At 71.3% G+C, this 13,183-nt stretch carries 10 protein-coding genes; 2 read left to right on the top strand and 8 right to left on the bottom strand.

Going from position 1 to position 13,183, the window contains the following annotated elements; all coding sequences use genetic code 11:
• From VEB62_RS02430 to chpT, 4 genes are all read right to left on the bottom strand, one after another.
• Nucleotides 1-5,053: beta strand repeat-containing protein (locus VEB62_RS02430; protein ID WP_324795033.1), on the bottom strand; the 5,053-nt coding region annotated here is incomplete at its 3' end.
• Between the two features lie 176 nt (nucleotides 5,054-5,229).
• The gene (locus VEB62_RS02425; protein ID WP_324795031.1) at nucleotides 5,230-6,045 is read right to left on the bottom strand and encodes a CheR family methyltransferase; all 816 of its coding nucleotides are present in this window, start codon (nucleotides 6,043-6,045) and stop codon (nucleotides 5,230-5,232) included.
• A gap of 4 nt (nucleotides 6,046-6,049) precedes the next feature.
• A complete protein-coding gene (locus tag VEB62_RS02420; protein WP_324795030.1) occupies nucleotides 6,050-6,421 on the bottom strand; it encodes a response regulator in 372 nt (123 codons plus the stop codon).
• A 100-nt stretch (nucleotides 6,422-6,521) separates the two neighbouring features.
• A complete protein-coding gene (gene chpT / locus VEB62_RS02415) occupies nucleotides 6,522-7,178 on the bottom strand; it encodes a histidine phosphotransferase ChpT (protein WP_324795028.1) in 657 nt (218 codons plus the stop codon).
• A 90-nt stretch (nucleotides 7,179-7,268) separates the two neighbouring features.
• Here chpT and cysQ point away from each other — a divergent pair, with 90 nt between their 5' ends.
• Nucleotides 7,269-8,054 (top strand): 3'(2'),5'-bisphosphate nucleotidase CysQ, encoded by a 786-nt coding sequence (gene cysQ, locus VEB62_RS02410; protein ID WP_324795027.1) that lies wholly within the window; start codon nucleotides 7,269-7,271, stop codon nucleotides 8,052-8,054.
• Nucleotides 8,055-8,057: 3 nt separating this feature from the next.
• Here the strand turns inward: cysQ and VEB62_RS02405 are convergent, their stop codons facing one another.
• The 3 genes from VEB62_RS02405 to VEB62_RS02395 all read right to left on the bottom strand — a co-directional run bounded on the left by VEB62_RS02405 (nucleotide 8,058) and on the right by VEB62_RS02395 (nucleotide 10,709).
• Nucleotides 8,058-9,302 carry a hypothetical protein gene (locus tag VEB62_RS02405; RefSeq protein ID WP_324795025.1) on the bottom strand — a complete coding sequence of 415 codons (1,245 nt, stop codon included), beginning with the start codon at nucleotides 9,300-9,302 and terminating at the stop codon, nucleotides 8,058-8,060.
• Nucleotides 9,303-9,421: 119 nt separating this feature from the next.
• Nucleotides 9,422-9,760, bottom strand: coding sequence for a hypothetical protein (locus VEB62_RS02400; RefSeq protein WP_324795023.1), 339 nt, complete (start codon nucleotides 9,758-9,760; stop codon nucleotides 9,422-9,424).
• Nucleotides 9,761-9,842: 82 nt separating this feature from the next.
• Entirely contained in the window at nucleotides 9,843-10,709 is an 867-nt protein-coding gene (locus VEB62_RS02395; RefSeq protein ID WP_324795021.1) for a LysR family transcriptional regulator, read from the bottom strand.
• A gap of 71 nt (nucleotides 10,710-10,780) precedes the next feature.
• On the opposite strand from VEB62_RS02395, the gene VEB62_RS02390 reads away from it, so the two are divergent.
• Entirely contained in the window at nucleotides 10,781-11,710 is a 930-nt protein-coding gene (locus VEB62_RS02390; RefSeq protein WP_324795019.1) for a DMT family transporter, read from the top strand.
• Here the strand turns inward: VEB62_RS02390 and yczR are convergent.
• Entirely contained in the window at nucleotides 11,688-13,127 is a 1,440-nt protein-coding gene (yczR, locus tag VEB62_RS02385; RefSeq protein WP_324795017.1) for a MocR-like transcription factor YczR, read from the bottom strand. The two genes, VEB62_RS02390 and yczR, sit on opposite strands and share 23 nt — an antisense overlap.
• Nucleotides 13,128-13,183: the final 56 nt, after the last annotated feature.

The following is a 13,183-nucleotide window of genomic DNA, read 5'->3' as shown; positions in this document are numbered from 1 at the left end:
CCATCCAGTCGTCGCTGCGCAGGTCCGCGTCGCCGAGCAGCCGGCCCTGGTCGTCGATGAACGCAATCCAGCCGCCGGCGGGGGCGAGGCGGGCCTCGAGGGCGAGGAACAGGGGGGCCTCGTCGGTACCCGGCAGGACGAGCGGATCCTCGACGCCGGGCAGGACCAGCGGCTGGTCCGCGGGCGGGGCCGGCGGCGCGAAGGCGTCGTCCTCGGCCAGGAACGGCAGGACCTGGGCCGTGTCGCCGCCGGCCTTGGCCGCCGGCTCCAGCGGAGCCGGGACCGGCGGCGCATAGCTGAGAACCGTGGTGGTGTTGCCGGTCATGAAGCGCAGCAGTTCGACGCTGTCGACCCAGGTCGAGCCGTCGCGGCCGCCCACGCTGTCGACCACCCGGTAGCCGGAGCCTTCCGCGGTGACCGTGTAGTCGGCCTTCGCCCCGCGGAACTGCACCTCGTCCAGACCCAGGCCGCCGTGGATGGTGTCGTTGCCGCCCTTGCCGCGCAGGATGTCGTTGAGGTTCCCCCCGGTCAGGACGTTGTCCAGGGCGTTGCCGTTGCCGACGAACTTGCCCGGGCCGGTGTAGACCAGGTTCTCGATGTGGTTGGCCAGGGTGTAGGAGCCGACCCGGGCCTCGACCGTGTCGACGCCCTCGCCGGCCAGTTCGACGCAGGTGTCGAAGGCGTCCAGCACATACCAGTCATTGCCCGCCCCGCCCTGCAGCTGGTTGTTGACCCCGCCCGAGCCGCCCATCAGGACGTCGTCGCCGCCGAGGCCCAGCAGGGTGTCGGCCCCGGTGCCGCCCATCAGCACGTTGGCCCCGGCCCCGCCGATCAGGGTGTCGTTGAAGTTGGATCCGATCAGGTGCTCGACCGAGGTATAGGTGTCGGTGGCTCCGTCGCCGTCGTTGGTGGCCCGCTGCAGGTCGATCCGCGCCACCACCCCGGCCGCGGCCAGGGTGTAGTCGGCCGTATCGATCCCCAGGCCGCCGTTGAGCACGTCGACGCCGCCCCGGCCGCGCAGGGCGTCATTGCCCGCCCCGCCGGTGATCACATTGGCCAGGGCGTTGCCCGTGCCGGCGAAATTGCCCGTCCCGCCGAAGATCAGCCGTTCGACATTGTTGGCCAGGACATAGGTGTTGATCCGGGCGTCGACGGTGTCGGTCCCCTCGCCGACCAGTTCGGTGATGCTGTCGGCGGCCTCGAGCACATAGACGTCGTCCCCGAGCCCGCCCTGCAGCGTGTTGAGCGCGCCGGCGCCGCCCCACAGGGTGTCGTTGCCCACGAGGCCCAGCAGGGTGTCGGCGCCCATGCCGCCGCGCAGAACATTGGCGACGCCGTCGCCGATCAGCACGTCGTTGAAGGCCGAGCCGGTCAGGTTCTCCATGCCCGAGAATGTATCCGTGCCGCCGTCGCCGTCGTTGGTCGAGGCGTTCGAGTTCAGTTGGGCCCGCATGCCCGCCGCGGCCAGCGAATAGTCGACGGTGTCGATCCCAGCGCCGCCGGTCATTACATCCACGCCGGCCCCGCCGCGCAGCACGTCGTCGCCGTCGCCGCCGTTAAGGCTGTCAGCGCCCGCGCCGCCGGCGAGGGTGTTGGCGTTCGCATCGCCCGTCAGGGTGTCGGCGAAGGACGAGCCGGTCAGGTTCTCGACGTCGAAGATCGTGTCGGACCCGCCGTCGCCGTCGTTGGACGCGGCGTTGGCCAGCAGGCTCGCCGTGACGCCGCCCGCTGCGAGCGAGTAGTCCGCCGTGTCGACGCCGTCGCCGCCGTAGAAGGCGTCCATGCCGGCGCCGCCTCGCATCAGGTCGGCGCCCCCGCCGGCTGTGAGGGAGTCGTCGCCGTCACCACCCTCGAGATTATCCTGCCCGTCGCCGCTCTGGAGGTTGTCGTTGCCTTCCATTCCCCGAAGGACGTCATCCTGCGAGTCGCCGCCGAGGTAGTTGGACGCACTGTTGCCGGTGAAGTTGACCGATCCGTTATAGCCGAACAGGTTCTCGATCGAGATGAGGGTATCCCAGCCCTCGGTCGCGCTTACGAACTGTGATCCCGCCTCGCGCAGGTCGATGGTTGCGCCGCCGAAGACGGTGGCGAAGTCGTCGCCGGCCCCGCCGTCGAGGATGTCCGTGCCCGCGCCGCCCTCCAGAAGGTCCATGCCTGCGCCGCCCTCGATGAGATCGTCCCCGCCTTCGCCCATGAGGTAATCGTTCTCGGATCCATCGCCGCCGACCAGATGGTCGGCGCCGTCCATCCCGAGCAGGAAACCTCCGCCGCCGCCGCTGTGCAGGGTGTCGTCGCCTCCCCCTCCGTAGATGCGCTCTGCGGCCGTCGATCCGGTGACATCGTCGTTGAATTCCGACAGGGAGAACTCTTCGATGCTGACCCAGACATCACCCGCGGCGTCGCCCGTGCCGACACCAGTGGTCAGGTTGAAAGTGACGGCGGTGGTGTATCGGGCGTGATCGATTCCGGCCCCGCCGTCCAGGTAATCCGCCCCCGCGCCGCCGGTCAGCTGGTCGCTGTCAGTCCCCCCCTCAAGGTGGTCGGCGCCCCCTTCGCCGACGAGGGTGTCGCCGCCCTCGCCGCCGAGCAGGATGTCGGCGTCATCGCCCCCGGAAAGATCGTCGGCGCCCTCTCCGCCCACGAGAGTGTCCGCGCCGGCGGCGCCATGGAGGATGTCGTAGCCATCGCCGCCGTCGAGGTCGTCGTCGCCCTCTCCGCCGTAGAGGGTGTCGAAGCCGATGCCGCCGGTCAGGATGTCGTCTCCACCCTCGCCGTGAAGGACGTCGTCTCCCGCGTCGCCGAGCACAGCGTCGTTTCCGGCCTCGCCGTGGAGCGTGTCCGCGTCGTCACCCCCCTCGATGTGGTCGGCGCCGTCGCCGCCAAACACGATGTCGAAGCCGGCGTCGCCGTAGAGGCTGTCTGTCTCACCATGGCCGCGAAGGGTGTCGTCGCCGCCCAGTCCATGGATGATGTCGACCGCCGGCGTCACGTCATCGCCCGCCAAGGTGTCGCCGTCCTCCGTGCCGTCGATGATGTTCGGCGCGGCGACCGGGAAGGTTCCGTCCGCGAAGGCGAGGAATTCGACACCGGTCAGAATGTTCGTCTCGGTCCCGTTGAAGACGTGAACGCCGTCGGGGAGATGGTTGACGGTCCAGTCCGCGCGGTTTCCGGCCAACACCGCCGTGTCGCTGCCAGCGCCGCCATTGATGATGTCGTCGCCCCCGGCGCCGGTCAGGGTGTCATCGCCGTCGTGGCCGGTCAGGACGTTGCCGGACGCGTTGCCGACGCCGGTGTGATTGGCGGCGCTGGTGAAGGCCAGGTTTTCGACATTGGCCGCCAGCGTATGGCTGGCCAGGGCGGTGCGGACCTCATCCACACCTTCGTTGGCGAACTCCAGGGCCGCATCGCCGGCGTCGTCCAGATAGTAGGTGTCGTCGCCGAAGCCGCCGCGCAGCATGTCGTTGGCCACCCCGCCGTCGAGGCTGTCGTTCCCCAGGCCACCCAGCAGGGTGTCGAGGCCGCCGCCGCCGATCAGGGCATCATCGCCCTCGCCGCCGTTGATCAGCTCGCCCACGGCGCTGCCGGTGATCTGGTCGCCGAAGGCCGTGCCGGTCACGTGGAACGCCTCGAAGCCGCTGAGCTGGAAGCCGCCCAGCGCCTCGATCGCCGCCTCGGCGCCCGCGCTCATGTCCAGGGTGATAGCCGAGCCGCGGCCGTGGAAGCTGGCGAAGGCCTGGTCCGTGCCCGAACCGCCCTCGGCGATGTCGCCCTCGCCGACGGTGATGTTGTCGTTGCCCCCGCCGCCGTCGATGACGTCCACGGCGTTGTCGGCGCTGGTTTCGTTCTGGACGTGGCTCCAGATCTGGTCGTTGTCGTCGCCGCCGTTGATGACGTCTGCGCCGGCCCCCCCGACCAGGCTGTCCGCCCCCGCCAGGCCGTTCAGGGTGTCGACGCCGCCGTTGCCGACGAAGCGGTTGGCGAGGCCGTCGCCGGTCAGGCTGTCGCTGAACTCGGTGGCGTTGACGTTCTCGATGCCGCTGAAGGTGTCGCCCTGGGCGTAGCCGCCGGACGCCGTGTTGGCGGTCAGGTCGATGCTCACCCCGGCGTCCGAGCCGAAATAGCTGGCCTCGTCGAAGCCATTTCCGCCGATCAGCGCGTCGGCGCCGGCCCCGCCGCGCAGGATGTCGTTGCTGTCCCGGCCGTCCAGGGTGTCGGCGCCCAGGCTTCCGATCAGCAGGTTGCTGCTGGCGTCGCCGAGGAAGTGGAAGGTCTGGTTGGCCGCGGCGGCGAAGCCGCGCAGCTGCTCGACGCCGCTGATGGTGTCGTTGCCGGCGCCGGTGTCCTGGGCCGTGGCGATGGTCAGATCGATCGTCACCGCCAGCGGGTCTACGCCGGTCACCCGGGTGTAGAACATGTCAAATCCGGCGCCGCCCTGGATGTCGTCGTTTCCGGCGCCGCCGTCGACGACGTCGTCGCCGTCGTCGCCGCGCAGGATGTCGTCGCCGTCGCCGCCGTACAGTTCGTCGCGCCCGCCGCGGCCCTCCAGCCGGTCAGCGCCGCCGTAGCCTTCCATGGTGGAGCTGAGGCCCGGATCGAGGTCGTTGCCGATGATGACGTCGCCGCCGTCGGTCCCGACCAGGCCGATCTGCTCGAAATTCGAGACCGTGAGCCAGCCGCTGAACGTGCTGTTGAGCCAGGCGTTGACGTCGGTGACGCCCGTCAGGTCCCAGTTCACGCCGCCGGAGCCGTAGTAGTTCTGGGTGGAGTAGAAGGTGATCCGGTCGATCCCGTCGCCGCCGTCGGCGGCGTCGAAGGCCCCGACGTCGATGACGTCGTTGCCGGCGCCGCCGTACAGGCTGTCGGCGGACCCGTCTTCGAGCCGATAGTCGGTCGAGGTGTTGTGGTTCAGGTAGTCGGCGCCGTCCCCGCCCTCGATCAGGTCGCCGCCGCCGCCGCCGTTGATGACATCGTTGCCGCCGAAACCGTGGATGTCGTCCGCGTCCGCTGTTCCGGGCAGGGTTTCGGGCGCGCCGGTGCCGTTGATCGTCGCCATCTCGGGGGTTCCTTGTGGCGGCGGAGGACCCGCGCCTTCACCCGGACGGAGAATGGTCTGGTCACGCCCCCCGGCGGGCGGGACCGTGACACGGTACGCCGCCGTACGCAAATTCGCGTGACAGCGTTATTTATAGCCTGCAGGTTGTGTCTCGCGCCCCGGTCGGGGACGGAACCTCAGGCCGCGCGGCGCAGCGCCGCGGGCGTCTTGACGAACAGGCCCTTGCGGCCGTTCACGGGACGGAAGGCGATGCTGTCGCCTTCCAGGGCCTCGTCCGGGGCCAGGAACAGGCAGCCGTCGTTGACCAGCCGCCGCTCCAGATTGTCCAGCACCTGGGCGCGGCGGGCCGGCTCCATGTCGCCGAGCACATAGCGGCAGAAGATCACGTCGAAGCGGTGGTCGTCGGCCGGGGGGTCCAGCAGGTTGGCGCGGGCGAAATGCACTGTGGCGCGCAACCGGGACTTGGCGATCCAGTTGTCCTCGGCCTGGTCGAACCAGGCCAGCATGGTCGTGGCCTTCAGGCCGCGCTGGATCTCGAAGCCGGTGTAGGCGCCCGAGCGGGCCTTCTCCAGCGCGCGCTGCGACAGGTCGGTGGCGACGATCTCCACCGGGAAGCCGGCGTCCATGGCGCCGATGGCCAGGGACCAGGCCTCCTGGCCGGTCGAGCACCCCGCCGACCAGACCTTGACCGCCGCGCCGCCGCGCGCGGCCGAGAGGGCGGGCAACAGTTCGCCGGAGAAGGTGTCGAAGGTCGCGCGGTCGCGCCGGAACCAGGTCTCGGGGTTCAGCAGCGCCTCGATCACGGCCCAGCCGAGCGCCGCCACCGGCCTGGCCCACAGCGAGGCCAGCAGGGCGTCGACGGTCTCATAGCCTTCGCGGCGCGCCAGCGGGCCCAGCCGGTGCTCGGCCAGCTTCATGCGGTCGCGCGTCAGCCGGAACCCGGCGCGCGAGGCCATCAGGGACTGCAGGCGGTCGAAGTCCTCGGGCGACATGGGTTCAGACGGCCCCCACCTCGGCGAATTTCGATGTGAGGATCTCGCCGTCGAACGGCTTCATCACATAGTCGTCGGCGCCGGCCGACAGGGCCTCGGCGATGCGTTCAGCGCGTGTCTCGATGGTGCAGAACAGGACCTTGGGTCCGGTTCCGCCGGGCAGGGTGCGCAGGCGGCGCAGGAAGGTCATGCCGTCCATCACCGGCATCGACCAGTCCAGCAGGATGACCTCGGGCATGACGCCGCCGCAGAAGGCGAGGGCCTCGGAACCGTCGGCGGCTTCGTCGACCTCGAAGCCGAGGCCCTCGACGATGCGCCGGGCGACCTTGCGGATGATCCGGCTGTCGTCGACGATCAGACAGGTTCTGGGGGTCACGGCCTGGGTTCCGAAATTAACGCGCACAACGCTTGCGTGTGCATACTCGCTATAATCACCGCGCGCCGGTTAATGAGTCCTTGGGAAACCGGCTTAAACCTCAGTTAGGCATGTGGATGATCAGCGAGACGCGGCCTTCCGCGGCCTGCACCTCCAGGGTCCCGCCGGCGTCGTGCGCCGTCAGCCACAGCCAGTAGGGCTGGATCCATTGCCCCTGCAGGCCTTCCGTCAACGGCTGGCCCGCCAGTCCGGCCACGGCTTCCGGTTTCAGCCGCGCCCGCGCGCCCTCGGCGAGGCCGGTGATCTCGAGATCGCCACCCCCGCGCCGGGTGGTTATCACCGCCGCGCCGCCGGAGGGCAGGGCCGCCAGGGTCAGCCAGGCCAGGTTCACAAGTGCGCGAGCTTGCGCCCTGGAATAGTCGCCGCCGTCGGCGCGCCAGTCCAGCGTCGCCCGCCCGCCGTCAGCCAGTCCGGCGACCAACTCCCCCAATTCCGCGCCGGAGAAGCGCTCGGCGGAGGTGGAGGCCCCGAAGGCCACCCGGGCGAAGGCCACCAGCGCCACCATCTTTTTCGCGCTGGCCTCGATCAGGCCCATGGCGTCGTCGCGCATGTCCTGGGCGGTGGGGTCCTTCAGCAGATCCAGGCCCGAACTGATCGCTCCGGCGGGGCTGATGAAGTCGTGGCACAGCTTGCCGGCGACCAGCGCCGCCAGGGCCTGGCCGTCGGGAAGGGCGGATTGGGCGGCGGTGTCGGTCATCGGGCTCGAAAACAACAGGTGATCGGTCGCGCGAACGCTGCCCTGATTTGCCGGTTCTTCAAACCGTCGCGATGGTCTATCGGAGCCCCCATGAGCAAACGACTGACCGCCGACCTCGCCTCGGGCGCATTGACCGAGGCGCTGGCCGACATCGCCGAGGACGCCGCCCGCGTCATCCTTCCCTACTGGCGCAACGGCGTCGTGGTCGAGGCCAAGGCCGACGACAGCCCGGTGACCCGCGCCGACCGCGAGGCCGAGGCCCTGATCCTGGAGCGGCTGGAGGCGCTGTATCCCGGCGTCCAGACGGTGGCCGAGGAGGCCGTCGCCGCCGACGGCGCCCCGGCCGAGGCCGCCGACTGGTTCTGGCTGATCGATCCCCTGGACGGCACTCGTGGCTTCGTCGAGGGCCGCGAGAGCTTCACCGTAAACATCGCCCTGGTGCACAAGGGCGCAGTCGTCGCCGGCGTGGTCACCGCCCCGGCCACCGCCACCACCTGGCGCAGCGCCGCGCCCGGCGCCGGCGCCTTCCGTCGTCGCTTCGGCGAGGGCTGGCAGGCGATCAAGGTGCGCAACCGCCCCGCCTCGCCGATGGCCGTGATGAGCCACAGCATGACCGACGTCGAGGCCGAGCGCCTCGCCTCGCGCCATGGCTGCGTGCAATGGCAGGGCACCGATTCGTCGCTGAAATTCTGCCTGATCGCCGAGGGCCGGTTCGACGCCTATCCGCGCACCGGCCCCACGTCCGAGTGGGACACGGCGGCGGGGCAGGCGGTGCTCGAGGCGGCCGGCGGCCGCGTCATGGCCGAGGACGGCCAGCCGCTGCGCTATGGCAAGCCCTGCTTCGGCAACGGCGGCTTCGTGGCCCTCGGGGGCTAGAACCTAGGCCCGCGCGACGGTTTCCGGCGTGGCCAGCACGGCCCGCTGCATCAGCGACGGCGCGCCCCATTCGCGGGCCGTCTCCATCGCCTCGGCCAGCATCAGCCCCACCGCGCGCGGCTGGGTCGCCGTCAACCGCCCCTTGGCCATGGCCAGGTGCGCCATGCCGATCTGGTCGGCGGCCCAGTCGAGCGGCTCCGTGCGCGCCGCATCGGCCAGGCGGCGCCGGATGATCGCCTCGAGTCCGGTCAGGGCCTCGACGTCCTTCATGGCCTCGGCCAGCGCGGCCTCGGCGGCCAGCCGGCGTTCACGCGCCAGGGCGCCGAGGATCAGGCCGGGCTCGCGCGTCAGGGCCTCGGCTTCGGCCAACAGCAACAGCGGCGTGTCCGCCTGGACCTGCGCGATGCGCACGGCGACCCAGTCAAGCGGGCTGTGGTCCGGCGTGAACTGATCGGCGGCGGCGTCGAACAGGGCCTGTCCCTGGTCCCTGGCCGCGGTGTTCCCGGCCAGGCCAGCCAGCGCCATCAGGCCGGCTCCGGCGAGGGCCAGGGCCCGGGCCCGCGTCAGGGGCCGGTAGTCGGGCGACGCGCTCTCGACGAGGGCGCGCAGATCGCGGCCCGCCTGATCCAGCAGCCGGCCGTCGCGCCGCGCCACGCCGGCTTCCAGCGCCAGCGCCGCCCGGTCGAGGCGCAGTTCGTCGCCGATCGAGGGGGGCAGGGCGCGCGAGCCATGCAATGCCGCGTCCAGCAGGGCCGCCGCGTCCAGCAGGCTCGAGGGCTGGCCCGACAGCCGCGCGCGCCGGGCGCACAGCCGGGCGTGCAGGGCCGCCGCCGCCGCCCGGGTCACCGGCCGCTCGGCGGTCAGGGACTGGGCGTCGGCCAGCGCCGCCGTCAGGGTCGCCGGTCCGCCGAACAGGTCGAAGCGCAGCAGGTGAATCTCGCCCGATTCGATCGCGGCGGAGGCGGTCTGGTCCGGGGTGGCCGTGTGCCGGGCCGCGTCGGACGCACATTTCGCCGCCCGCTCGAGGCTTTCGCGCCGGCCCGTGCGGCGGGCGTGCTCACGCCACAGGGCCGAGGCCCGCATCCAGGTGTCAAAGGGCCGGGCGCACGAGACGCGGCCGGCGTCGACCGCCTCCCGGCGCGCCTCGGCCTCGACCAGGTCGGCCCCGATCAGCTCCAGCCAGCCGAGATCGTCGCTCTCGCGCGCCTTCTCGAACAACTTCCTCAGGTCCCGGCCGAATTCGAACATGGGGTGACCCGCGCTCCGTCCCGCTTCGGGACTGACAACCGTCCCTCTCGCTGCCATTGCAAACGCAACGCCGCGCCGGAGGTTCGGCTTCGCCGTGGGAGGCCCCCGCGCGGCCCGGTTCAGCCGAGGCGCGGCGCCAGCGCCCGGCAGCGTTGCAGGGCGGCGCGGGCCTCGACGTCGCCGGCGCTGAGTTCCCGCACGGCCCGGATGCGGGCCCGGGTCTGGTCGGCCTCGGCGAGGGCGGGCGGACGCGCCGCCGTCCCGGCCGCCTGGATCGCGGTCAGCGACCAGTAGAGCGCCGCATCGTACAGCGACCGGCCCTCGCCGCTCTCGCCGCCTTCGAGTTCCGACGCCGCCTGGGTCAGCCCCGCGCACCGCACGGCTTCTTCATAGGACACGGGACGGTCCCGCTCCTGGGCGTTGACGGATAGCAGGGCCATCAAGGCCATCACGGACATCGGGACCTCCACGGCGCGCCCCCGCGCCGCTTTGCTGGTCCACAGAGAACCACGCCGGAGGGACCGGGGGAAGGGCGGCTGTTCACCCGGCGCGGTCGCCCTGTTGCTTCAGCCAGGCCAGAAATCGCCGTGCGGGCGGCCCCGTCTCGCCATGCCGGTGGAAGACGGCGAACACCGCGCTGTCGGTCACAAATCCGTGGGGCGCCCACAGCCGTCCGCCGGCGAGATCCGCCTCGACCAGCGGGCGCTGGGCCACCGCGGCGCCCAGTCCCGCCGCCGCCGCCTCGATCATGGTCTGCTGATGATCGAACTCGATCGGGCCGCCGGCCGGGGCGGGCCGACCGGTCTGTGTCGTCCAGTTCGTCCAGGCGGACGGATGAGAGCGCGAGACCAGCCGCACATCGGGCGCGCCGCCGGGAGCCGTGACCACGCCGATGGCATTGTCCATGAAAGGCACGGCCTCCAGGCCCTCGGGACACGCCGCGTCCGCGGTCGACATGCGGATGGCCAGGTCGGCGCCGCCGAGGGTGCGGTCCAGCGCGGCGTAGGATTCCGTCAGCTCAACCACCACATCCGGTGCGGCGGCGGCGAAGTCCGGCAGGCGCGGGATCAGCCAGCGCGCCGCCAGCGTCGACAGGCACGACACCCTGACCCGACGCCCGACTCTTCCGCGTCCCGCGATCGCCTGCTCCAGAGCCGCGAAGGCGGGCGCGATCTCCGTCCACAGCCGGTCGGCCTCGGCGGTTGGCCGGCGGGCGTTGCGGGGCCCTTCGAACAAGGGATGGCCCAGGGCCTGCTGCAGCAGGCCGATTTGGCGGCTGACCGCGCCGTGGGTGACGCCGAGCCGCTCCGCCGCCCGGCCCATGCCGCCGAGCCGCATGGTCGCCTCGAAGGCCTGAAGCGCCTTCAGCGGCAGGGCCGGGGAGGGGGCGAGCGAGGGTGGCTTCATGTGCGAAAAACTCACGAACAGCGTCCGATAAGTCGTTAGGCCACGCGCCGCAAGCCGGGCATCAGCCGTCCATGACCCCGCACCTGAGCCGCGCCCATCTGACGGCGATCGCCGCCGCCCTGTTCGTGACCCTGCTGTGGTCGTCGTCCTGGGTGCTGATCAAATGGGGGCTGGTCGACATCGCGCCGCTGCCGTTTGCGGGCCTGCGTTATGCGCTGGCCGCCCTGCTGCTCTCGCCGATCATCCTGACCTCCGCCAACCGCAGGCGGCTGGCTGAATGCGGCCGCAGGCGATGGGCCCTGCTGATCGCCTTCGGCCTGCTGCAGTACGCGGTGACCCAGGCCTGCCAGTTCCTCGCCCTGACGTACCTGCCCGCGACGACGCTCAGCCTGATGCTGGCCTTCACCCCGGCGCTGGTCGCCATCCTCGGCGGCGTCCTGCTGGGCGAGCATGTCGGCTGGCGCGAGATGGCGGGCGTCGCCGTCTTTCTCGGCGGCGCGGCCCTGTATTTCCTGTCGAAGGCCCTGCCGGCGGGGGCGGTGATCGGTCTGGTCATCGGCGCCGTCGGGGTGCTGGCCAACGCCGGCCAGAGCCTGCTGGGCCGCAAGGTCAACCGCGACATCGGCCTGCCGCCGTCGCTGATCACCGCCGTCAGCATGGCCGCCGGCGCCGCGGCCCTGCTGACCACCGGCGTCGCGGTGCAGGGCTGGCCGGAGATCAGCCCGCGCGGCTGGCTGATCGTCGGCTGGCTGGCCGCCGCCAACACCGCCCTGGCCTTCTGGCTGTGGAACCGCGCCCAGGCGGTGCTCAGCGCCCTGGAATCCAGCCTGATCAACAACACCATGCTGATCCAGATCGCCGTGCTGGCGGTGCTGTTCCTCGGCGAACGGCTCAGCGTGATGCAGGTGATCGGGCTGGCGCTGGCCGGGGCGGGGGTGCTGTTCGTGCAACTGGCGCGGATGCGGCCTGCGGCGGTCGTCAGAGCACCGACGGATCGCTGACGAAGCCGACGGCCCTGGTCCGACCCTGTCCGTCCATGCCGCGCCAGGCCGCCGCAAGACCGTCGACGGCGCGTTCGAGTTCGGCCTCGGGCAGGGTGAACGGCAGCCGGATGAATCGGCGGAACTCGCCGCCAACGCCAAACCGGGTTCCGGGGGCGATGCGAACCCGATGCCGCACCGACGACAGGGCCAGCCGTTCACTGACGGGACGCGGCAGGGCGACCCACAGGGACAAACCCCCCGGCGGGCGTTCGACGCGCCAGTCCGGCAAGGCTTCGGACAGGCTGCGCCGCAGACACGCTTCCTGGGCGGCGATGCGACGGCGCCGTTCGATCAGCGGTGCGGGGTCGCCGGCGATCAGGATGGCGGCGGCCAATTGCTCGATGATCGGCACGCCGAGATCCATCGACGCCCGGCTGCGGACGACGGCGTCGATCACCTCGTCCCCCGCCCGGATCCAGCCGATCCGGAGACCGCCCCACCACGCCTTGCTGGTCGAACCCAGGCGGACGACGTGCGGACCAAGCGCTTTCGGCGCCGGGGGCGGCGTGTCGAACCACAGCTCGCGCAGGGTGTCGTCGAAGACCAGGACGGACCCGGCCCGATGCGCCGCGTCCGCGACAGCGGCCTCCTGATCGGCGGTCATCACCCGCCCGGTCGGATTGTGATGGGCGCCGATCAGATAGATCAGGCGCGGCCGCGCCCGCTTGATCGTCGCGGTCAGCGCGTCGATGTCCCATCCGTCCGCGGCAAGCGGCACGGGAAGGTGTTTCAAGCCCGCGCGGGTGATCGCGTCGATGGCGTGGTGAAAGCTCGGATGGTCGATGACCACGGCGTCGCCCGGACGGCACAGGGCGCGCAGCAACAGGGCGAAGGCGTTCTGCGCCCCGGCCGTGACCACGATGGCGTCCGCCGGAGTCGCCAGCCCCATGGAGTCATAGGCCCCGGCGATGGCGCGCCTCAGGGAGTCCACCCCGACCGGCCCGTAGCCATGTCCCGGCAGATGAGCGGGCAGGGAGGCCAGCGCCTGCGCATAGGCGGCGTGCACCTCCGCCCCCGCGGGCGCCACGGCGGTCGCCATGTCGATCAGGCCCGAGGGCTCCAGTTGATGCAGGGGATCGGGCCGCGTCGCCGGTCCCGGCGGCAGGGCGGTGAAACTGCCCGAACCGACCCGGCTGATCACGAACCCCTCGGCGCGCAGCCGGTCCAGCGCCGCGCTGACGGTGATCCGGCTGACGCCCAGGGCCTCGGCCAGACGCCGCTCGCCGGGCAGCCGGGCGTTCAGCGCCAGCCGGCCGTCCAGCACCAGCAGCTTCAGCGCCTCGGCGAGGCTGCGATAGGCCGCGTCGTCGTTCGACGCGCGCCAGCCTTGCAGCTGCCGCGTCAGGAGGACCGGATTGACGACGGCCTGGCGCATAGGGCCACCATCCGCAAAGTGGCCCTATAAAACAAGGCCATTCTTGCTAGCCTTTG

The organism is Brevundimonas sp. (assembly GCF_035626975.1).
Classification (GTDB): domain Bacteria; phylum Pseudomonadota; class Alphaproteobacteria; order Caulobacterales; family Caulobacteraceae; genus Brevundimonas.
The sequence above is the reverse complement of the archived record's forward strand: the minus strand, read 5'-3'. Positions and strand labels throughout refer to the sequence as shown.

Excerpts from the sequence above, each read along its gene's own strand:
- VEB62_RS02405 (WP_324795025.1), bottom strand. The coding sequence starts at position 9,302 with ATGTTCGAATTCGGCCGGGACCTGAGGAAGTTGTTCGAGAAGGCGCGC.
- VEB62_RS02425 (WP_324795031.1), bottom strand. The coding sequence starts at position 6,045 with ATGTCGCCCGAGGACTTCGACCGCCTGCAGTCCCTGATGGCCTCGCGC.
- VEB62_RS02395 (WP_324795021.1), bottom strand. The coding sequence starts at position 10,709 with ATGAAGCCACCCTCGCTCGCCCCCTCCCCGGCCCTGCCGCTGAAGGCG.
- yczR (WP_324795017.1), bottom strand. The coding sequence starts at position 13,127 with ATGCGCCAGGCCGTCGTCAATCCGGTCCTCCTGACGCGGCAGCTGCAA.
- cysQ (WP_324795027.1), top strand. The coding sequence starts at position 7,269 with ATGAGCAAACGACTGACCGCCGACCTCGCCTCGGGCGCATTGACCGAG.
- chpT (WP_324795028.1), bottom strand. The coding sequence starts at position 7,178 with ATGACCGACACCGCCGCCCAATCCGCCCTTCCCGACGGCCAGGCCCTG.
- VEB62_RS02390 (WP_324795019.1), top strand. The coding sequence starts at position 10,781 with ATGACCCCGCACCTGAGCCGCGCCCATCTGACGGCGATCGCCGCCGCC.
- VEB62_RS02400 (WP_324795023.1), bottom strand. The coding sequence starts at position 9,760 with ATGTCCGTGATGGCCTTGATGGCCCTGCTATCCGTCAACGCCCAGGAG.